Raw genomic sequence first — 20,131 nt, 5'->3', positions numbered from 1 at the left:
GGTCTCCTCAAGGAATGAATGGATGGACGAACAGGTGCTGAAAATCAGGTGCCGCGCGGTGCGGATCGGACGGAATGGTAGGGCCGGGCGGCGGGCAGGGCAGGCGCGTGGGCGTCAGCCGCCGCTGCCGTGTCGTGCCCTGCCGCGCAGGTTTGCCTATCGCCCTTCGAAGCGCGGCTTTTCCTTGGCGTAGAAGGCGGCGATGCCTGCGGCCAGGTCGGCCGTGCGCGCGCAGTCGCCGAAGGCGCGGGTTTCCGCCTCCAGTTGCGCGGGCAGGTCGCGGTCGAACGAGGCGCGCATCAGCCGGCGCATGTGGCCCAGCGCGACTGTGGGGCCGGCCGCCAGGCGCTCGGCGAGTGCGTCCACCGCCGCATCGAGCTGGTCGGCGGGCACCACCCGGTTGACCAGGCCCAGGCGCTCGGCATCGGCGCTGGTGAGCGTGTCGCCGAGCAGGGCGATCTCCAGCGCGAGGCGCAGGCCCACCTGGCGCGGCAGGGCCCACGAGGCGCCCACGTCGCAGCTGGTGCCCAGGTTGATGTAGGCCAGGTTGAAGCGCGTGCCCTCGGCGGCGAGGATGAAGTCGGCCAGCAGCATCAGGCTCATGCCGGCCCCGGCGGCCACGCCGTGCACCTTGGCGATGACGGGCGCGTCGATGTTCGCGAGCAGCGTGGCGGCCTCGTTGAGCGGGCCCAGCAGGTCGGCGGCGCCCTGGACGGGGTCTTCGCGCAGGGTGGCCAGATCGCCCCCCGCCATGAAGCCCTTGCCCGCGCCGCACAGCACCACGGCCCGTATGCCCGGATCGGCCGCGATGCTGCGCGCGGCCGCGCACAGGGCCTGGGCCATGGGCACGTCGATGGCGTTGAGCGCGGCGGGGCGGTGGAACTGCAGCGTGGCAATGGCCCCCTCGCGGCGAAAGACCAGGGGCGGGCTGGCGGCGTCGGGTGCGGGTGGCTGCGGCATCGTTGTCTCCTGTGTTTTGCTATTGAAAATGAGCTGTCACCGTTTTTGATGCAGCCATTTGCAAGGATTTTTTGCCTGGAGGGCAATGAATGCTAGGGCATGCTGCTATCTTTTTTGATGCGGATGGGCGGCTTCGGCAGCGCTTTCGGGCGCTGCGGCCAGATCGTCCAGGATCGGGCAGTCCGGCCGCTCGTCCCCCTGGCAGCAGCCCACCAGCGACTGCAGCGTGCGCTGCATGGCCTGCATGGCGGCGATGCGCTGGGCCAGATCGTCGATGTGGGCTTGGGCGATCTGCTTGACGTGGGCGCTGGCGCGGCGCTTGTCCTGCCACAGGCCGAGCAGGGTGGCGATCTCCTGCATCGAGAACCCCAGGTCGCGGCTGCGGCGGATGAAGCGCAGGGTGTGCACGTCGGCCTCGGTGTACTGGCGGTAGCCGCTGCCGGTGCGCGCCACGCCGGCCAGCAGGCCCAGGGCCTCGTAGTGGCGCACCATGCGCGGCGAGACCCCTGCCCGCTCGGCCGCGGTGCCGATGGGCACCGGGCCGCCCTGCGGTGCGGCCGTGGCGCTCATGCGGCGACCGTGTAGCCCTCTTCGGTGATCGCGGCGGCCAGCGCGTCGCGCGCCCGGTCGCTCTCGACCACCACCTTGCCCTGGGCCAGATCCACCTGCACGGTGGCCTCGGGATCGACCTGGCGGACGGCGTGGACGACGGCGCGTTCGCAGTGGCCGCAGGTCATGCCGGTGACTTGGAGATGGTGTTGCATGGGGTGCTCCGTTCAGTGGGTGGAGGAAAAAGGGAGAAGGGTGCCAGCATCATGAACCCTGACATGGTGGCAGAGTCAAGCGGCCCCGTGCTTTCCGCGGGGCGCTTGACCTTGCCATCGCGTCAAGGTTTAAGGTGCCCACCATGAACCCGACCTTCACCGCCCCGCCATCCCCTTCCGATTCCGCCCCGGGCACGCTCGACCTGGGCATCGGCGGCATGACCTGCGCGAACTGCTCGGGCCGCGTGGAGCGCGCACTGCGCAAGGTGCCGGGCGTGCAGGAGGCCACGGTCAACCTGGCGACCGAGCGGGCCCATGTGGTCTATGCGGCCAGTGCTGCCGATGTGGCTGGTGTGGCCGGTGGGGGCGCGGCGATGGAGGCGCAACTGCGCCGGGCGGTGCGCAACGCGGGCTACGAGCCCCGCGCCCCGGAGGTGCAGGACGCCGAGGCGCGTGGCCAGTCGCCCTGGGCGGGCTTCGGGCCGGTGGCCCTGGGGCTGGCGCTGTCGGCGCCGCTGGTGCTGCCGATGCTGCTGGGCCTGTTCCCGGAGCGCTTCGGCGCGCTGCTCGGCCCGCACGGCATGCTGCCGGCATGGCTGCAGTGGCTGCTGGCGACGCCCGTGCAGTTCTGGCTGGGCGCGCGCTTTTACAAGGCGGGGTGGCACGCCCTCAAGGCGCGCGCCGGCAACATGGACCTGCTGGTGGCGATCGGCACCAGCGCGGGCTACGGGCTATCGCTCTGGCTGTGGCTGACCGCGCCCGCCGGCCATGCCCCGCACCTGTACTTCGAGGCCTCGGCCGTGGTGATCACGCTGGTGCTGCTGGGCAAGTGGCTGGAGGCGCGGGCCAAGCGCCAGACCACGGCGGCCATCCGGGCGCTGCACGCCCTGCGGCCCGACGTGGCGCACCTGGTGGGTGCCGATGGCGAGGTGGACGTGCCCGTGGCCGAGGTGATGGCCGGCGACCGGATCGCGGTGCGCCCGGGCGAGCGCATCCCCGTGGACGGCACGGTTCTGGAGGGACACACGCAGGTCGATGAATCCATGCTGACCGGCGAGCCGCTGCCGGTGCCGCGCACCGCGGGCGAGGCGCTCACGGGCGGCTCGATCAACGGCGACGGGCGGGTGGTGGTGCAGGTGTCGGCCGTGGGGGCCGAGACGGTGCTGGCCCGCATCATCCGGCTGGTGGAAGACGCGCAGGCCGGCAAGGCGCCGATCCAGCGGCTGGTGGACCGGGTGTCGGCGGTGTTCGTGCCGGTGGTGCTGGGCATCGCGCTGGCCACGCTGCTGGGCTGGCTCTGGGTGGGCGCCGGCGGCGAGGCGGCGGTGATCCACGCCGTGGCGGTGCTGGTGATCGCCTGCCCCTGCGCTTTGGGCCTGGCGACGCCGGCGGCCATCATGGCGGGCACGGGCGTGGCGGCCCGGCACGGCATCCTGATCCGGGACGCCGAGGCGCTGGAGCGCGCGCACCGCGTGGGCACGGTCGCCTTCGACAAGACGGGCACGCTGACGGTGGGCCAGCCCCGGCTGACCGCCTTCGAGGTGGCGCCCGGGCAGGACGGGGACGCGTTGCTCGCGGCGGTGGCCGGCGTGCAGGGCGGCAGCGAACACCCGCTGGCCCGCGCCGTGGTGCAGGAGGCCCGCCGCCGCGGCTTGCAGCCACCCGCGCCGCAGGCCGTGAGCGCCGTGCCGGGCCGGGGCACCGAGGGCACGGCGGCCGGGCGCCATTTCCGCGTGGGCAGCCTGCGCTGGATGGAGGAGCTGGGCGTGCCGCTGGGCGCCCTGGCCGGACCCGCCGCCGCGCTGCAATCGGCTGGCGCCACCGTGTCGGCGGTGGCCGAGGCACCGCCGGGCGAAGTGCAGCCGGGCCAGGGTACGGCCGGCCCGGCGTGGGTGCTGCGGGCGCTGCTGGCCTTCGGCGACGAGCCCAAGCCTGGCGCGCGCGAGGCCCTGGCGGCGCTGCGGGCGCGCGGCCTGCGCGTGGTGATGGTGTCGGGCGACCACCGGGGCGCGGCCGAGGCCATGGCGCGCCGCCTGGGGCTGGACCCGGATGCCGGCGAGGTGATGGCCGAGGTGCTGCCCGGCGACAAGGCGGCGTGCGTGGCGCGCCTGCGGTCCGAGGCCGCGGCGGGGCCGGGCGCTCACCGACCGGCAGGCCACGCGGTGGCCATGGTGGGCGACGGCGTGAACGACGCGCCGGCCCTGGCCGCCGCCGACTTGGGGCTGGCCATGGGCAACGGCACCGATGTGGCCATGCAGGCCGCGGGCATCACCCTGATGCGCGGCGACCCCCGGCTGGTGGCCGCGGCGCTGGACATTTCGCACCGCACGGTCGCCAAGATCCGGCAGAACCTGTTCTGGGCGTTTGCCTACAACGTGGCCGGCATTCCCCTGGCCGCACTGGGCTACCTGAGCCCCGTGGTGGCGGGCGCGGCCATGGCTCTCAGCTCGGTGAGTGTGATGGCGAACGCTTTGCTATTGAAGCGCTGGCGCGTTTGATAGTTACATTCGGTTAAAAGTCGGCAGGTCTGGCACACTGCAACGTTTGGTTGCATATGGTGGGCATCCTTTTGCTGGTCACCGAAGAGATTAGAGGACGACAACTATGAATTTCTTTTCGCTCATGCGGGGTTTTTCCATCCGGGTACGCATGCTGGGTGCGATCGGCGTGGTGCTGGGATTGCTGGGATTGCTGGGGGGCGCAGGCATGCTGGGCATGTTCCGCATCCACGCGATGAGCGAGGAATTCATGGCGAATTCCTTCTCCGAGGTGGGCTACATGGCCGAGCTGCGCGGCGAGATGGGGGCCATCCGCCAGTTCGAGAAGGACATGATCATCCAGTACGAGAAGCCCGAAGGCGTCAAGCAGGCGCACACGGCCTGGCTGGCCAGCCTGGACCGCGCCAAGAAGGTCGCGGCCCGTTTCCTCGAAGGCCCCGAAGACCCGGACAACGCCCTGGTGCGCGACATCGTCAAGCGGCTGGACAGCTACCGTGAGCAGTTCGCGCACGTGGCGCGGCAGCTGGAGGCCGGCGGCTACGACACGGCCACCATCGCCAACCGCATGAGCGGCAAGGCCGTGGCCGAGTTCGCCGAGGCCGACAAGCTCATGGTCCAGCTCGATACCAGCCTGCGCAACGAGGTGGCCGAGGTGGCCGCCCGGCAAAAGCAGGTGTCCGGCGAAACCCAGTGGCTGTTCGTGCTGGCGGTGCTCATCACCATCGTGGTGGTGGTGCCGCTGACCTTGCTCAACATGGTGTCCATCTGCCGTCCGCTGGCCGAGGCCCGGCGCATGGCGCAGGCCATCGCCGGCGGCGACCTCTCGCAGCGCGTGCAGGTGGAGGGCCGCGACGAAGTGGCCGACCTGCAGCGCGCGCTGGACGACATGCAGCAGGGCCTGGGGGCGCTGGTCTCGCAGGTGCGCGATGCGAGCGGCAGCATCGCCACCGCCAGCGCCGAGATCGCCACCGGCAACCAGGACCTGTCCGGCCGCACCGAGCAGACGGCCAGCAACGCCCAGGAGGCCGTGGCCTCGCTGGCGGAGCTCACCACCACGGTGCAGCAGACGGCATCGTCCTCGCAGGTGGCCAACCAGTTGGCGTCGTCCGCCTCGGGCATCGCCACGCGCGGCGGCAGCGTGGTGCAGCAGGCCGTGGCCAGCATGCACGAGATCTCCAGCTCCAGCCGCAAGATCAGCGACATCATCGGCGTGATCGACGGCATCGCCTTCCAGACCAACATCCTGGCGCTGAACGCGGCCGTGGAAGCGGCTCGGGCCGGCGAACAGGGCCGCGGCTTCGCAGTGGTGGCTGGCGAGGTGCGAAGCCTGGCCCAGCGCTCGGCCGAAGCGGCCAAGGAAATCAAGGCGCTGATCAGCTCCAGCGTGACCGCGGTGGACGGCGGCGTGCGCCATGTCGAGGACGCCGGCGCGGCCATGAAGGAAATCGTGGACAGCGTGCAGCGCGTGTCGGACATCATCGGCGAGATCAATTCCGCCTCGGCCGAGCAGACCACCGGCATCGGCCAGGTCAACGGCTCGGTGGGCGAGATCGACCGCATGACGCAGCAGAACGCCGCGCTGGTGGAGCAATCCGCCGCCGCCGCCGAATCCCTGCGCGAGCAGGCCGCGCGCCTGTCGCAGGTGGTGCAGCAGTTCCACCTGGCCGACGGGCAGGCCTACGCCTCGGTGCACGCTGGTGCGGCGCTGCAGGGCCTGCCTGCCTCCAGCGGCCTGGTGCGGCCGCAGCTCACCGGGGGTTGACCCGGCGGGAGGGCTGGTCCTCCCGGCCCCTCCTGTTCCCCAGCCTCCCCGGCCAGCGCCGTGCCGGCGCGGCCGGGGGGCTTCTCAGGTCAACGCCCTGGGGGGCTCGCCGCCGGGCGAGGGCTCACCGGCACGGCCCTTGCGCGGCCCGAACCACGCCACATACAGCGCCGGCAGCACCACCAGCGTCAGCAGCGTCGCCGTCACCAGCCCGCCGATCACCACGATGGCCAGGGGCCGCTGCGTTTCCGAGCCGATCTCGTGCGACAGGGCCATGGGCAGGAGGCCCAGCATGGCGAGCATGGCGGTCATCAGCACCGTGCGCAGGCGCTGCATGGAGCCCTGGCGCACGGCATCGACCACGGCCATGCCGCCCGACTGCAGCTGCTGGAACACCGAGAGCATCACCACGCCGTTGAGCACCGCCTGGCCCGACAGCGCGATGAAGCCGATGGCGGCCGACACCGACAGCGGGATGCCGAACACCCACAGCGCGATGAACCCGCCGATGAGCGCCAGCGGCACGTTGATGAGGATCAGCGAGGCCATCTTGAACGACTTGAAGGCGTCGAACAGCAGCACGAAGATCAGCAGCAGCGAGATGGGCACCACCACCGACAGGCGCTTCATCGCGCGCTCCTGGTTCTCGAACTCGCCCGACCAGTTGACCTGGTAGTTGGACGGGATCTTGACGTTCTTTTCCACGCGGGCCTTCATGTCGGCCACCACCGAGCCCATGTCGCGGCCCGCGATGAAGATGCCGATGGCCGTGGTGCGGCGCCCGGCCTCGCGGGCGATGTTCATGGCGCCCGTGCCCTCGCGGATGTGCACCACGTCGCCCAGCTGCACGTAGCCGCCGTCGGGCGTGGCGATGGGGGTGCGCGGCAGGTTGGAGATCACGCGCTCGTCCTTGGGCAGGCGCACGGCCACGGCGAACTTGCGCTCGCCCTCCCACAGGCTGGTGGCGGCCTTGCCGGCCAGGGCGGCCTCGATCACGTCCTGGATGTCGCCCACGTTCAGACCGTAGCGCGCGGCGCGGTCGCGGTCGATGTCCAGCAGCAGCTGCGGCACCTGGCCGTCGCGGTCGATCTCGGCACGGGCCACGCCCTGCACCTGCTTGATCTCGCGTGCGATCTCATCGGTGATGCGCTTCATCTCCACCAGGTCGTCGCCCGCGAGCTTGATGACGATCTGGCCCTTGATCTGCGAGATCGACTCCAGCACGTTGTCGCGGATGGGCTGCGAGAACGCGGGGTCGATGCCGGGGATGGCCGACAGCGCGCGGCCCATCTCCTCGGTGATCTTCTCGCGCGTCATGCCGGGGCGCCATTGGTCCTCGGGCTTCACGTCCACGAAGATCTCGGCCATGGAGATGGTCTTGGGGTCGGTGCCGTCCTCGGGCTGGCCGGCCTTGGAGACCGTGGTGCGCACCTCGGGCACGCTCAGCAGGGCCTTGCGGGCCATGCGCAGCACGCGCGCCGCCTCGTCGGTGGAGACGTTGGGCGAGAGGGTGAAGTTGACCCAGGTGGTGCCCTCGTCCAGCTCGGGCAGGAACTCCGAGCCCAGGCGCGATGCGGCCAACAGCGCCAGGCCGAACACGGCCAGCGCGATCACCACCACCGTGCGGCGGCGGGCCAGGGCCCAGTCCAGCACCGGGGCGTAGGCGCGCTTGGCGAGGGTGACCACGCGGTTGTCGCCATGCGGCAGCTTCCTGCGCAGCATCCAGTAGGCCAGCAGCGGCACCAGGGTGAGCGAGAAGATCAGCGAGCCGACGAGCGCGGCCGAGACCGACAGCGCCATGGGCTGGAAGATGCGGCCTTCGTGGCGCTGCAGCGCGAAGATGGGGATGTGCGCCGCGATGATGATGAGCATCGAAAACAGCGTGGGCCGGCCCACTTCGCCGGCGGCCTCGATGATGGTGTCGCGCCGGTCGCGGTCGTCCATGTCCTCGCCGCGCTCGGCCAGGCGGTGCATGATGTTCTCGATCACGATCACCGCGCCGTCCACGATGATGCCGAAGTCCATGGCGCCCAGGCTCAGCAGGTTGGCCGGCACGCCCATGATCTTGAGGCCCATGAAGGTCGAGAGCAGGGCCAGCGGAATGACCACCACCACGGCCAGGCTGGCGCGCAGGTTGGACAGGAAGATGTACAGCACCAGCGCCACCAGCAGCGCGCCTTCCACGAGGTTGTGGAACACGGTGGTGAGCGTCTTGTCCATGAGCCAGGTGCGGTCGTAGAACGGCACGATCTGCACGCCCGGCGGCAGGCCGCGCGCGTTCAGTTCGGCGATGCGGTCCTTCACGCCCTTGAGCACCACGCTCGGGTTCTCGCCCTTGCGCATCACGACGATGCCGGTGACCACGTCGTCGTCCAGGTCCTGGCCGACCACGCCCAGGCGCGGCACGGCGCCGATCTTGACCTGGCCGATGTCGCGGATCAGCACGGGCGTGCCGTTGCGCGAGGCCACCACGATGCGGCCGATGTCGTCGGCCGAGCGCAGCAGGCCCAGCCCGCGGATGGTGTATTGCTGCGCGCCCTGCGCGACGTAGCTGCCGCCGGCGTTGGCGTTGCCCCGGCCCAGCGCGTCCAGCAGGTTCTGGAACGTGACCTTGTACGCGCGCAGCCGGTCCATGTCGGGCTGCACCTCGTACTGCTTGATCGAGCCGCCCATGGCCACGACGTCGGCCACGCCGGGCACCTGGCGCAGCGCGCGCTCCACCGTCCAGTCCTCCACGGTGCGGATGTCGGTGGTCGACAGGCCGTCGCCCTTGAGGCGGTAGCGCATGATCTCGCCCACCGGCGTGGCGTTGGGCGCGATCTCGGCCTGCACGCCGGGCGGCAGGTCGATGCTGGACAGCCGCTCGGCCACCTGCTGGCGCACGATGTTGGTGTTGGCCGCGTCGTCGTAAGTGACCACGCTGAACGACAGGCCGAACTGCGTGTGCGAGAACACGCGGATCGAATTGGGCAGGCCGGCCAGGGCCGTCTCGATGGGCAGGGTGACCTGCTTTTCGACTTCCTCGGGCGCGCGGCCCGGGTACAGGGCGATCACCGTCACCTGCGTGTCCGTCACGTCGGGAAAGGCCTCGACGGACAGGTTCTTGAACGAGATGAATCCCGCCAGGGCGAACAGCACCGTGCCCAGCACGATGAACAGCGGCTGGTGCAGCGCGTAGTGGATGAGGCGCCTCATGGCTTGGCCGTCCCTTCCGCCTTGCCGCCCGCCTGGCTGGCGGGCGCGCCGGGTACCGGTGCGGGCGCATCTTCCTCGGCGGCCTGGAACTGGCGGGCCAGCAGCAGCACGTTCTCGGCCACCACCTTCTCGCCGGCTTCCAGCCCCCGGGAGACGACCACCTCGCGCGGGCCTTCGTAGCCCAGCACCACCTTGCGCGGCTCGAACACGCCGGGCTCGCGCTGCACGTACACGGTGTGCTGCGTGCCGTTCAGGGTCACGGCGGCGGCGGGGATGACGACCCCGCCCTCGCGGCTTTCCTGCACGTGCACGGTGGCCAGCATCTCGGCCTTCAGGCGCCGATCGGCATTGGGCACCACGCCGCGCACCTTGAGCGTGCGCGTGCCGGGGTCGATCGCGTCGGCCGCGGCGGTCACGCGGCCGGTGAAGGTGGCCTCGGGGTAGGCGGGCACCTGCAGGGTGAAGCTGTCGCCGGGGCGCAGCGAGGCCAGGTCGCCCTCGCGCGCGTCGATCTGCACCCACAGCGAGGCGGGGTCGGTCACCACGAACAGCGCCGGGTTGCCGGGGCCGGACTGGTCGGGCCGCACCTCCTGGCCGGGATTGAGGTTGCGCTCCACCACCACGCCCGCCATGCCGGCCGTGAGTGCGAGCTGCTGGTTCACGGCATTGCCGCCGCCGTAGAGGCTGGTGCGCGCGGCGGCGCGGGCCACTTCGGCCTGGGCGCGGGCGGCGTCGGCCTCGGCCTGCTCCAGGTCCTTGCGGGCCACGATGCCGGCTTCGAACAGTTCACGCTGGCGGCGCAGGCCCTGCTGGGCGAACGACTGGTCGGCGCGGGCCTTGGCCGTGTCCGCCTGGGCCTGGCCGAAGTCGGGCGAGGCCAGCAGCGCCAGCGGCGCGCCCGCCTTGACCGACTGGCCCAGGTCGGCGCGGATGGCCGTGACGCGGCCGGCGAACGCGGGGTACACGCGCTGGGTGCGCTCCTCGTTCCACACCAGGCGTGCGGGCAGGTCCACGGCGATCTCCTTGCTGGCGCGCGCGGGGGCCACGGTCAGCAGCGCCAGTTGCGGGTGGCCGGGCGGAAAGCGCAGCTGCCCCGACTGGGCGATGGGGGGTGCGGCTTCCGGCGCCGTGGCGGGTTCGGCGGCCTTGCTGCAGCCTTGCAGCAGCGCGCCACCGCCCAGGGCGAGGACGAGCAGGCCGCAGGCGGTCAGGCGCGGGAGGGAGAGGGCAGGGTGCACCATGGTGGACTTCGCGATACGAGAGGTGGAAGGGGAACGGCGGGGCATGGATTGGCGTGGCTGGACTTGGGGCGGGGGCGTTCAGGGCAGGCTGCCCAGCAGGGCTTGCGGCTGCGTGCGCAGCAGCCAGGCGCCCTGGGCCTTGGCATAGTCGGCACGGGCCGAGAGCGCCTCCAGCGCCGTGGCCCGCAGGGTGCGCTGGGCATCCAGCAGGTCGGTCAGCGGCATGGCGCCCTTGCGGTAGGCCAGCTCGGCGCTCTGCGCCACCTGGCGGGCGCGCGGCAGCACGCCTTCGTCGTAGCTGGCGGCGCGGCGCGCGGCGCTCAGCGCGGCCTGCTGCAGGTGCTGCAGGTCCAGCAGGGCCAGGCGGCGCGTGTTGTCCAGCGCGTCCTGCGCGCGGGTCAGCTCGGCCTGGGCGCGGCCGATCTCGCCCTGGAACTGGTAGCCCCATTGCAGCGGGATCTGCACCCGCACTTCCAGCAGGCGGTTCGAGGTGCCGGGGTAGTGGTCCACCGAGGCGCCCACCGTCCAGTCGGACTTGCGCAGGGCGCTGGCGTTGTCCAGCGCCGCCTGGGCGGACTGCACGCGGGCGATGGCGGCGCGCACGTCGGCCCGGGCCTCGGCCCAGGCGCCCAGATCGCCGCCGCCGTCCAGCGGGCCGCTGCCGGGGGCCGCGCCCGAGGCTGCGGCCGGGGGCAGGGCGGGCCAGTCGGTGCCGCCGGCCTGCACCGCCAGGCTGCTGGCCGTGACCTGCGCCAGCGCCAGCGCGGCCTGCTCCTGCAGTTGCGTGGCGGCTTGCGTGTCGGCGCGGGCGCGCTCGGCCTCGATGCGGGTGCGCGACGCGTCCTGCGCGGACAGGTCGCCCGCCTTCACGCGGCGGTCGGCCAGGCGGGCCAGCTCGGCCACGCTGCGCTCGATCTCGGCGGTTTCGCGCACGCGCTCCTGCGCGGCCAGCAGGTCGTAGTAGGCGGCCAGTGCGGCCTGCAACTGCTGGGTCTGCGTGTCTTCCACATCCGCCTGGGCCGCATCGGCGGCGCGCTGGGCGGCCTGCGTGCGCAGCTCGCGCTTGTTGCCGCGCTCCCAGGTCCAGTCGATGCCCACCGACTTGTCGATGCGCTTGCGCGTGAGCACGTTGCCGGGCCCCAGGCCGTGCTGCAGGTCCATGGAGGTGGCTTTGGAGCTGAACACCGGCAAGGGGGCATGGTCGGCGCTCAGCACGTCGGCGCGCGCCGCGGCCAGGGCCTGGCGGGACTGGATCACGTCGCTGTTGTCGCGGGCGGCGGCCAGGGCCTGCGCCAGCGTCCACTGCGGCGCCAGGGGGGCAGCGGCAGGGGCTGTGGCGACCGGTGCTGCGGGGCTGTCGGAGGCGCGGGTCTGGCTCCAGCCCGGCAGTGCGCAGGCCAGGGCGCAAAGGAGGATGCAGGGGTGTCGTATGCTCATGCCGCGTTTATCGGCGGGGGTGCCTGACCGCTACCTGACCTCGGGACTGCGGAAACTGCGTACCCCTTGCCCCGACGCACCGCACAGCCGCCCAACAACCCAGCCCCAACCCATGCGAATCCTGGTCGTGGAAGACGATGACGTGCTGCGCGGCGTGATGCTGCGCAGCCTGACCGATGCGGGCCACCGCGTGGATGCCGCCGCCAGCGTGGCCGAGGCGCACCACTTCTGGAGCGTGCAGCCCTTCGATGCCGTGCTGCTGGACCTGAACCTGCCGCAGGGCGGCCCGCCGGGCAGTGCCCTCACCAGTGCAACGGCCAGCGGCCTCACGGTGCTGCGCGCGGCTCGGGCCCGGGGCGACCGCACGCCGGTGCTGGTGCTCACCGCGCGCGACCGCACCGAGGAGCGCATCGCCGGCCTGGATGCCGGCGCCGACGACTACCTGGGCAAGCCCTTCGATCTGGCCGAGGTGGAGGCCCGCCTGCGCGCCCTGGCCCGGCGCACGCTGGGCGCGGACGACCGCGCCGCCGTCGGCGCCCTGGTGCTGGACCGCCGGGCGCGCCGCTTCACTTTGCACGGCGCGCCGGCCGAACTGCCCGCGCGCGAATTCGAGGTGCTGTGGGAGCTGATGACGCCGCCCGGGCGCGTGGTGAGCAAGCGCACCCTGTCGGACAAGCTCTCCGACTTCGACGAGGCCCTGGGCGACAACGCGCTGGAGGCCTTCATCTCCCGCCTGCGCAAGAAGCTGCAGGGCAGCGGCGCGGGCATCCGCACGCTGCGCGGCCTGGGCTACATGGTGGAGCCCGAGGCGGGCGGGCCCGGCGCACCATGACCGCCACCAACCCCCCCTCGCCCCCGCCGGCGCCGGCGCAGCGCGAGCCGCGCTCGCTGCAGGCGCGGCTGCTGCGCCACGTTCTGGTGCCGCTGGGCCTGACGTGGCTGGTGGGCACGGCCGGCTCGGTGCTGCTGGCCAATGCCTTCACCCAGCGCGCGTTCGATCGCTCGCTGCTCGACGATGCCTACGCGGTGGCCGCCAATGTGCGCGCCAAGGGCGACGCGCTCGATTTCGCGCTCACCTCGCGCGAGGTCAAGGCCGTGCTGTTCGACCAGGTGGAGACGGTGTACTTCGCGGTGCTGCGGCCCGATGGCTCCATGCTGGCGGGCAACGCCGGCGGCATGCCGGTGCCGCCGCCGCGCGGCGACGAGGCCTACCGGTTCTCCGACATCCAGTTCCGTGGCCGGGCGCTGCGCGCGGTGCGGCTCGATGTGCGCGAGCCCCTGCCGTTCGAGGTCGTCACCGCGCAGACCGTGCACAGCCGCAGCGCCATGCTGCGCAGCGTGCTGCTGTACTCGGGCGTGTCGCAACTGCTGCTGCTGGTGGCGCTGGCCGTGTGGCTGCGCCGCGCCATCCAGCGCGACCTGCAGCCCCTGGCCGCGTTCCAGCAGGCGCTGGACCGGCGCGACGCGCGCGACCTGGCGCCCGTGCCCGTGGAGGCCTCCACCCGCGACGTGCAGCACCTGGGCGCCGCGGTGAACGACCTGCTGGCGCGCGTGGCGCAGGGGGTGCGCGCGCAGCGCGAGTTCGCCGGCAACGTGGCGCACGAACTGCGCACCCCGCTGGCGGGCATCCGCGCCCTGGCGGGCTACGGCCTGGCCCACAGGGACCCCGCCGTGTGGCGCGAGCAACTGGCCGGCATTGCCGACAGCGAGGCCCGCGCCAGCCATCTGGTGGACCAGCTGCTCGCGCTGGCCCTGGCCGACGAGGCCCGCGGCGCCATGCCGCGCCAGCCCGTGGCCCTGGACGAGCTGGCGCGCGACGCCGTGCTGCGCTTCCTGCCCCGCGCCGATGCGGCGGGCGTGGACCTGGGCGCCACCGGCCTGGAGCAGCCCGTGGTCGTGCAGGGCCAGCCGCTGCTCATCGAAGGGGTGCTGGGCAACCTGATCGACAACGCCCTGCGCTACGGCCGCCCAGGCGCCGGCACGCGGCCCCGCGTGACCGTGGAAATCTCGCGCGAGGCCACGGCCGATGGCCGCGAAGCCACCGTGCTGGCCGTGGTCGACAACGGCCCGGGCCTGTCGGCCGCGCAGCGCACCAATCTGCTGCAGCGCTGGGCCCAGGGCCGCGAGGGCGAGCGCCTGGGGCAGGGCGCGGGCCTGGGGCTCGCCATCGTGGCGCGCTACGCCGAACTGCTGGGCGTGCGCCTGGCGCTTGAGCCTGGGCCGCAGGGCGAAGGCCTTTGCGTGCGACTGGTGTTCGCTGGGTGAGTGCAGTGCCCGCGTCGGCGGGGAACGAAAGACATCGCGTTGGAACATTTGGCGGTTTCCAACAGCATCTGGTGGAACACGAGGGCCACGCCGTCTTTCATGGTGACGCTCCAGTTCATCATGGCTTTGAGTTCCTCGCGCGATTTTGGTGAGTGCAGCGGCTGTGCCGGGATGCGCGCAGCCTCCACCCCTACAGATCAGGGAAACTTGACCACTTTCAGATGCGACATCAGTTGCCTGAACAGCGCGGGTGACAAGCGCCCGGACACCATGTAGTAGTGCTCGGGATCGGGGGTAAAGATGTACAGAAGATCCCGGCTGGGCTCTATGTCCTGGATGCGGATCGCGGTGATGGGGCCCTTGGAAAACTTCTCGTAGCGCACTGAATTCGCAACGCCCTCGACCTTGCGGGCCCGGTCGATCACGGGGTCGCCCAAATTGGCCTGCCCCAGCAATTCGTAGAACGCCAGCGGTGTCTGGATGCCATGCTTTTCCAGCACGCCGAGCTTCTGGTAAAGCTCTTGCAGTTTGGTGAACTCCTTCAGTTGAATTAGGGGGCCGTCAAGCAAGCCATTTTCAGTGGGCGCGAAAGCGATGAAAGGGTCGCCCGCCGGCGGTACGAAGAACTTGCCCACCAGATGCTGGGGAACTTTCAGTTCCAGCCACCCGTACTGCAAGGCCACGCATCCGGAGCAACGCTGGTAGGGTGGCCAATCGCGGTCTTCCAGCATGCCCTTCTCGCTGGCGAAGGCGGGGCCGGCCAGCGATGCATGCAGCAGTGCGCAGAAAAGAAGCGGCTTCAGGCGCATGGCATGAACATCAGGGCCGCGATGCCCGTGGATGCCATTTCAAAAGGGGAGCGGAAATTGCCAATGGCTTTTCTGGCACAAGCCAAGTTGAATTTGTTCTCGATGTTCCGGTAGCCCATGGCTGCCAATTGGGTGGCAAGCCATAGCACGGAAGGGGGCCCTCCTGCGGGGCGGGGAACGAAAGACATCGCGTTGGAACATTTGGCGGTTGCCAACAGCATCTGGTGGAAAACCAGGGCCACGCCGTCGTTGACGGTGCCGTCCCAGTTCAATTGGACATTAGCGAACCGGAAGAACGATTCGATCATCGCCCTGAGTTCATCCTGCGATTTTTCAGCAGCGTCGCCCTTGGGAACGGCGTTGGACATGGAAAACCTTCCTTTGAATGCGTTTGAATTCTGTCAAGCGGAACGAAATATAAATAGGTTTGGATGCACGCAGTCTTCAAAATTGCAAGATGACGTAACTAAATATCAAGCTTCGCACCCATCATTCGAAGACGGGCCGGAAGAAGCTGCGCTCGTAGCTCAGGATGCAGCGAGTTTCCTGCGCGTAGCGGAAGGCGGCGAGGCATTCCGGGTCCTGCATCGACTGCGCGCGGTAGGTCTCGTACGCCGCCAGCGAGGGAAAGGTGAACAGCGCCAGCGCAATGTTGTTCGCGCCTTCGGACGGCAGGAAATAGCCGTGGTGCTGGCCGCCGAATTTCTCCACCAGCGGGATCCAGAGCTTGCCGTAGTGCTCGAATTCGGCGAGCTGGTGGGGGTCGATGACGTAGCGCAGGTAGCAGGTAACCATGGGGAGGTGCCGTGAAAAAGGGGGGACGAAAAAAAGCCCGCCGGGCCTTCGGAGCCGTGGCGGGCCGTGCCAGCGGGCACTTTACGCTGCGGCGCGCGTCAGGCGGCCTTTTCCGCCAGCGTGGGGTAGTCGGTGTAGCCCTTCTCGCCGCCGCCGTAGAACGTGCTTTGGTCCCAGGCGTTCAGTGGTGCGTTCTGGCGCAGGCGCTCGACCAGGTCGGGGTTGGAGATGAAGGGTTTGCCGAAGGCGACGATGTCGGCATCGCCGCTGGCCACCGCCTGGGTGGCGAGGGCGCCGTCGTAGGCGTTGTTCACCATCCACGCGCCCTTGCCGCCGGCCGCGCGGTAGGCGGCCTTGAGCGCGGCGTAGTCGAAGGGGCGGCCTTCCACTTCGCGCGGGCCGCCCGTGGCGCCTTCGATCACGTGGATGTAGGCCAGGCCCAGCGGTGCGAGCTGGCGGATGACGTAGTCGAACAGGGGCTGCGGATCGGCATCGGCGATGTCGTTGGCCGGCGTCACGGGCGACAGGCGGATGCCCACCTTGCCGCCGCCGATGGCATCGACCGCGGCGCGCGTGGCCTCCAGCAGCAGGCGGGCGCGGTTTTCGATGCTGCCGCCGTAGTCGTCCGTGCGCTGGTTGGCGCCGGTCTTGAGGAACTGGTCCAGCAGGTAGCCGTTGGCCCCGTGGATCTCCACGCCGTCGAAGCCCGCCGTCTCGACCGCGTTGCGCGCGGCGGCGGCGTAGTCGTGCACGATGCCGGGTAGCTCGCCCGCATCGAGCGCGCGGGGCTCGGACGTGGGCACGAACTGGCCCTTGCCGGTTGCACGGTCCACCAGGTAGGTCTTGGACTTGGCGGTGATGGCCGATGGGGCCACGGGCTTGCCGCCGTCCGGCTGCAGGTCGTTGTGCGAGATGCGGCCCACGTGCCACAGCTGGGTCACGATCTTGCCGCCGCGTGCGTGCACGGCCTCGGTCACGCGCTTCCAGCCATCGAGCTGCTCGGTGCCGTACAGGCCCGGCACGTCGGCATAGCCCTGGCCCTGGTGGCTGATGGCGGTGGCTTCGGTGATGAGCAGTCCGGCGGTGGCGCGCTGGGCGTAGTAGGTGGCCGTGATGTCCTTCGGGATGGCCTCGGGCGAGCGGTTGCGCGTGAGCGGCGCCATGGCAATGCGGTTGGCCAGGTGCAGATCGCCGGCCTGGACCGGATCGAAGAGAGTCGTCATGACAAGGGTGCTTTCTTTGGAGGGACAGGGAAAAAACGGGGCCTGGGCTCCGGGGTGGCACGGGGCCAGACCCGTTCCAAGCCAGGGACACGAACTTACCGCCATTTCCCGAAGGCTGCAGTGCACTGGCGACCCCAAGGATTTGCCGACTGTGCTAGCGGCAGTGGCGCCCCCGCGCGCCGCAGGCGTGCTGCGGCGCGCTGATGCGTTTTCCGGATATCGATGCGCGAAACGGGCGCATGCGGCGCGGGGGCCGGTTCCTAGAATTTTGTGCAAGGGCCCATCGACGGCCCGGCCCGCGCACTCTGCGCCCTAGGGGCTGCCCGTTGCGGGCGCCCCTTTCTTTTGCTCCAAGGCACCCCCCATGCATTCCCCGTTCTCCGCCACCCGCAGGGCCACCGTGCGCGGCCTTTCCGTCCTGCTGGGCGCCACCTTGTTCTGCGCGGCGGCCGGGGCGCAGGGCAAGAAGGAGGTGGTGATCGGCTACCAGGACATGGTCGTGCCGTGGCGCTATGCGCAGGAGACCCGGGAGGTCGAAAAGCGCACGGGCTACCAGGTCACCTACCGCAAGCTGGGCAGCGGGGCCGAGGTGGTGCGCGCACTGGCCTCCGGTGCGATCCACATCGGCGAGGCGGGGTCTTCGCCGTTCGCCTCGGCGCTGTCGCAGGGCGTACCCATCGAAGTGTTCTGGATCCTGGACGACATCCATGAGGCCGAGGCCCTGGTGGCCCGCAACGGCTCGGGCGTGAAGCAGCTGGCGGACTTGAAGGGCAAGAAGATCGGCCTGCCGCTCGTCTCGACCACGCACTTCCACACGCTGGTGGCGCTGCAGGCGGCGGGCGTGGACCCCAAGGGCGTGAAGATCGTGAACCTGCGCCCGCCCGAGATCCTGGCGGCGTGGGAGCGCGGCGACATCGACGCCACGTTCGTGTGGGACCCGGTGCTGGCCAAGGCCAAGCAAAGCGGCACGGTGATCGCCACCTCGGGCCAGATCGCCGCGCAGACCGGCAAGGCCACGTTCGACGCGCTGGCCGTGTCCAAGCCGTTCGCGCGCGAGCACGACGCCTTCCTGACCCAGTTCGTGCAGGTGCTGGCCGATGCTGACCGCGCATACACGGCCCAGAAGGCCGCCTGGACGGCCGATTCGCCCCAGGTCAAGGCGGTGGCGAAGTGGACCGGCGCCGAGGCGCCCACGGTGCCTGCCAGCCTGTCGCTGTATGCCTTCGTGCCGCCGGCCGAGCAGGCCTCGCCGAAATGGCTGGGCGGCGGCGTGCAGTCGGTGGCGGCGCAGTCGCTGGCCGCCACGGCCGCCTTCCTGAAAGAGCAGGGCACCATCCAGGCCGTGCTGCCCGACTATTCGGTGGGCGTGAACCCCACCTGGGTGCAGCGTGCGAAGTAGCCTGCCGGCCGCGGGCGAAGACCCTGCGGCCTTGCCACCTGTGGCCCATGGCGCGGGCGATCTGGTCATCCGCGGCCTGAGCGTTCGCTACGCCGGGGCGCGCGGGGCCGCGCCGGTGCTGGCGCTCGCCGGCGTGGACCTGGACATCGCCGCGGGCGAATTCGTCGTCGCCCTGGGCGCATCGGGCTGCGGCAAGACCACGCTGCTCAACTGCATTGCCGGATTCACGCCGGCCTCGGCGGGACACATCGCGCTGGGCGGGCGCGTGGTGCGCGGGCCGGGGGCCGAACGCGGCGTGGTGTTCCAAAAGCATGCGCTGATGCCCTGGCTCAACGTGATCGACAACGTGGCGCTGGGCCTGCGGCTGCGCGGTGTTCCACGTGGAACGCGCCGGGCGGTGGCAGCCGAGACGCTGGCCCTGGTGGGGCTGGAGGCGTTTGCCCAGGCGCCCGTGTGGCAGCTGTCGGGCGGCATGCAGCAGCGCGTGGGCATTGCCCGCGTGCTGGCCAGCGACCCGGACGTGATGCTGATGGACGAGCCGCTGGGCGCGCTCGACGCTTTCACGCGCGAATCGCTGCAGGAACTGGTGCTTCGGCTGTGGCAGCGCACGGGCAAGACCATTTTCTTCATCACCCACGACGTGGAGGAGGCGCTGTTCCTCGCCTCGCGCCTGGTGGTGATGTCGCCCCGCCCGGGCCGCATTGTGCGCGAGCAGGCCCTGGCGTTCAACCGCGCCCACCTGGGCGGCCAGGCGGCGCGCGCGGTGAAATCCAGCCCGGACTTCATTGCCTGGCGCGAGCGGGTGCTGGACTGGGTGGGACCGCAGGCCGGGGTGCCCGGGCCGGTGGGGGCGGGGGCATGAGTGGGGTAATGGGTCAGCCGGTGGCCCCGCAGGGCGCAGCGCGGCGGCCCGCCGTCCCGGAGCCCGATCCGGCCACGGTGCGCCCCGTGTCGCCCTTCCTGCGGCCCGGTGCGGGCAGCAGCCAGGCCTTGAGCGCCCTGTGCGTCGTGGCGCTGCTGGGCCTGTGGTGGGCCGCCACGCACTGGCGCTGGGTGCCGCCGCTGTTCCTGCCTGCGCCGAGCGCCGTGGCGCGGGCGTTCTCCGATGCCTGGCACGGGCGGATCCAGGGCGGCGAGCCCCTGTGGGTGCACCTGCAGTGGAGCGCCCTGCGCGTGTTCGGCGCGTTTGCCCTGGCCGCGGTGACGGCCGTGCCGGTGGGCATCGCCATGGGGGTGAGCCGCATCGCGCGCGGGGTGTTTGACCCGCCGATCGAGTTCTACCGGCCCCTGCCGCCCCTGGCCTACCTGCCGCTCATCGTGATCTGGCTGGGCATTGACGAAGCCTCGAAGGTGCTGCTGATCTACCTGGCGTGCTTCGCGCCCATCGCCCTGGCGGCCAAGGCCGGCGTGCGCAGCGCCAGCACCGAGCAGCTCAATGCCGCGGCCTCGCTGGGTGCGAGCCGCCTGCAGGTGGTGTGGCATGTGGTGGTGCCGGCGGCGCTGCCGGAGATCCTGGTGGGCCTGCGCATCGCCCTGGGCTTCGGCTGGACGACGCTGGTGGCGGCCGAGATGGTGGCCGCCACCGTGGGCGTTGGGCAGATGGTGCTCAACGCCTCGAACTTCCTGCGCACCGACCTGGTGGTGATGGGCATTCTGGTGATCGGCCTGGTGGCCTGGTCCTTCGACCTGGCCGTGCGCTGGGCCGAGGCGCGGCTGGTGCCGTGGAAGGGGCGTGCCTGAATCCAGGCACCGAAGGCACGCCCGACCCCCGCCGTTGGTCTGG

Annotated in this window: 17 protein-coding genes; 7 read left to right on the top strand and 10 right to left on the bottom strand. The window is 70.9% G+C overall.

Annotation, left to right across the window (positions count from 1 at the left end):
- Positions 1 to 156 precede the first annotated feature (156 nt).
- The 3 genes from AVAK2825_RS09870 to AVAK2825_RS09860 all read right to left on the bottom strand — a co-directional run bounded on the left by AVAK2825_RS09870 (position 157) and on the right by AVAK2825_RS09860 (position 1,724).
- Complete coding sequence (locus AVAK2825_RS09870; RefSeq protein ID WP_284397307.1) at positions 157 to 960, bottom strand: enoyl-CoA hydratase/isomerase family protein; 804 nt, start codon at positions 958 to 960, stop codon at positions 157 to 159.
- Between the two features lie 105 nt (positions 961 to 1,065).
- A complete protein-coding gene (cueR, locus tag AVAK2825_RS09865; protein ID WP_284397304.1) occupies positions 1,066 to 1,530 on the bottom strand; it encodes a Cu(I)-responsive transcriptional regulator in 465 nt (154 codons plus the stop codon).
- Positions 1,527 to 1,724 carry a heavy-metal-associated domain-containing protein gene (locus AVAK2825_RS09860; RefSeq protein WP_284397302.1) on the bottom strand — a complete coding sequence of 66 codons (198 nt, stop codon included), beginning with the start codon at positions 1,722 to 1,724 and terminating at the stop codon, positions 1,527 to 1,529. Before AVAK2825_RS09860 ends, cueR begins: the two co-directional genes overlap by 4 nt.
- 143 nt (positions 1,725 to 1,867) lie before the next feature.
- Here AVAK2825_RS09860 and AVAK2825_RS09855 point away from each other — a divergent pair, with 143 nt between their 5' ends.
- Complete coding sequence (locus AVAK2825_RS09855) at positions 1,868 to 4,222, top strand: heavy metal translocating P-type ATPase (RefSeq protein WP_284397299.1); 2,355 nt, start codon at positions 1,868 to 1,870, stop codon at positions 4,220 to 4,222.
- Between the two features lie 106 nt (positions 4,223 to 4,328).
- Complete coding sequence (locus AVAK2825_RS09850) at positions 4,329 to 5,984, top strand: methyl-accepting chemotaxis protein (protein WP_284397297.1); 1,656 nt, start codon at positions 4,329 to 4,331, stop codon at positions 5,982 to 5,984.
- An 84-nt stretch (positions 5,985 to 6,068) separates the two neighbouring features.
- Here the strand turns inward: AVAK2825_RS09850 and AVAK2825_RS09845 are convergent, their stop codons facing one another.
- The 3 genes from AVAK2825_RS09845 to AVAK2825_RS09835 all read right to left on the bottom strand — a co-directional run bounded on the left by AVAK2825_RS09845 (position 6,069) and on the right by AVAK2825_RS09835 (position 11,857).
- On the bottom strand, positions 6,069 to 9,179 hold the full coding sequence (locus tag AVAK2825_RS09845; protein ID WP_284397295.1) for an efflux RND transporter permease subunit: 3,111 nt from the start codon (positions 9,177 to 9,179) through the stop codon (positions 6,069 to 6,071).
- Positions 9,176 to 10,420: an efflux RND transporter periplasmic adaptor subunit gene (locus tag AVAK2825_RS09840; protein WP_284397293.1), complete on the bottom strand. Its 1,245-nt coding sequence runs from the start codon at positions 10,418 to 10,420 to the stop codon at positions 9,176 to 9,178. Before AVAK2825_RS09840 ends, AVAK2825_RS09845 begins: the two co-directional genes overlap by 4 nt.
- A gap of 78 nt (positions 10,421 to 10,498) precedes the next feature.
- Positions 10,499 to 11,857 (bottom strand): TolC family protein, encoded by a 1,359-nt coding sequence (locus AVAK2825_RS09835; RefSeq protein ID WP_284397291.1) that lies wholly within the window; start codon positions 11,855 to 11,857, stop codon positions 10,499 to 10,501.
- Positions 11,858 to 11,969: 112 nt separating this feature from the next.
- On the opposite strand from AVAK2825_RS09835, the gene AVAK2825_RS09830 reads away from it, so the two are divergent.
- Both AVAK2825_RS09830 and AVAK2825_RS09825 read left to right on the top strand, forming a co-directional pair.
- Positions 11,970 to 12,689 (top strand): response regulator transcription factor, encoded by a 720-nt coding sequence (locus AVAK2825_RS09830; protein ID WP_284397288.1) that lies wholly within the window; start codon positions 11,970 to 11,972, stop codon positions 12,687 to 12,689.
- A complete protein-coding gene (locus AVAK2825_RS09825; RefSeq protein ID WP_284397285.1) occupies positions 12,686 to 14,122 on the top strand; it encodes a sensor histidine kinase in 1,437 nt (478 codons plus the stop codon). The genes AVAK2825_RS09830 and AVAK2825_RS09825 overlap by 4 nt, the downstream gene beginning before the upstream one ends.
- Before the next feature lie 197 nt (positions 14,123 to 14,319).
- On the opposite strand, the gene AVAK2825_RS09820 is transcribed toward AVAK2825_RS09825, so the two are convergent.
- From AVAK2825_RS09820 to AVAK2825_RS09805, 4 genes are all read right to left on the bottom strand, one after another.
- Positions 14,320 to 14,931 (bottom strand): hypothetical protein, encoded by a 612-nt coding sequence (locus tag AVAK2825_RS09820; protein WP_284397281.1) that lies wholly within the window; start codon positions 14,929 to 14,931, stop codon positions 14,320 to 14,322.
- Entirely contained in the window at positions 14,922 to 15,299 is a 378-nt protein-coding gene (locus tag AVAK2825_RS09815; RefSeq protein ID WP_284397278.1) for a hypothetical protein, read from the bottom strand. The genes AVAK2825_RS09820 and AVAK2825_RS09815 overlap by 10 nt, the downstream gene beginning before the upstream one ends.
- Before the next feature lie 121 nt (positions 15,300 to 15,420).
- Positions 15,421 to 15,726, bottom strand: coding sequence for an NIPSNAP family protein (locus AVAK2825_RS09810; RefSeq protein ID WP_272566289.1), 306 nt, complete (start codon positions 15,724 to 15,726; stop codon positions 15,421 to 15,423).
- A gap of 98 nt (positions 15,727 to 15,824) precedes the next feature.
- A complete protein-coding gene (locus AVAK2825_RS09805; RefSeq protein WP_284397273.1) occupies positions 15,825 to 16,949 on the bottom strand; it encodes an alkene reductase in 1,125 nt (374 codons plus the stop codon).
- A gap of 364 nt (positions 16,950 to 17,313) precedes the next feature.
- Between AVAK2825_RS09805 and tauA the strand changes: the two genes are divergently transcribed.
- Genes tauA through AVAK2825_RS09790 form a run of 3 tightly spaced genes read left to right on the top strand, consistent with a single transcriptional unit; the run spans position 17,314 to position 20,088 of the window.
- A complete protein-coding gene (gene tauA, locus AVAK2825_RS09800; protein ID WP_284397271.1) occupies positions 17,314 to 18,348 on the top strand; it encodes a taurine ABC transporter substrate-binding protein in 1,035 nt (344 codons plus the stop codon).
- A 40-nt stretch (positions 18,349 to 18,388) separates the two neighbouring features.
- A complete protein-coding gene (locus AVAK2825_RS09795; protein WP_502870523.1) occupies positions 18,389 to 19,210 on the top strand; it encodes a taurine ABC transporter ATP-binding protein in 822 nt (273 codons plus the stop codon).
- A gap of 8 nt (positions 19,211 to 19,218) precedes the next feature.
- Positions 19,219 to 20,088, top strand: coding sequence for an ABC transporter permease subunit (locus AVAK2825_RS09790; RefSeq protein ID WP_284397269.1), 870 nt, complete (start codon positions 19,219 to 19,221; stop codon positions 20,086 to 20,088).
- The last annotated feature ends 43 nt before the right edge of the window (positions 20,089 to 20,131 follow it).

The sequence above is a fragment of the Acidovorax sp. SUPP2825 genome (genome assembly GCF_030158995.1).
Classification (GTDB): domain Bacteria; phylum Pseudomonadota; class Gammaproteobacteria; order Burkholderiales; family Burkholderiaceae_C; genus Paracidovorax.
The sequence above is the reverse complement of the archived record's forward strand: the minus strand, read 5'-3'. Positions and strand labels throughout refer to the sequence as shown.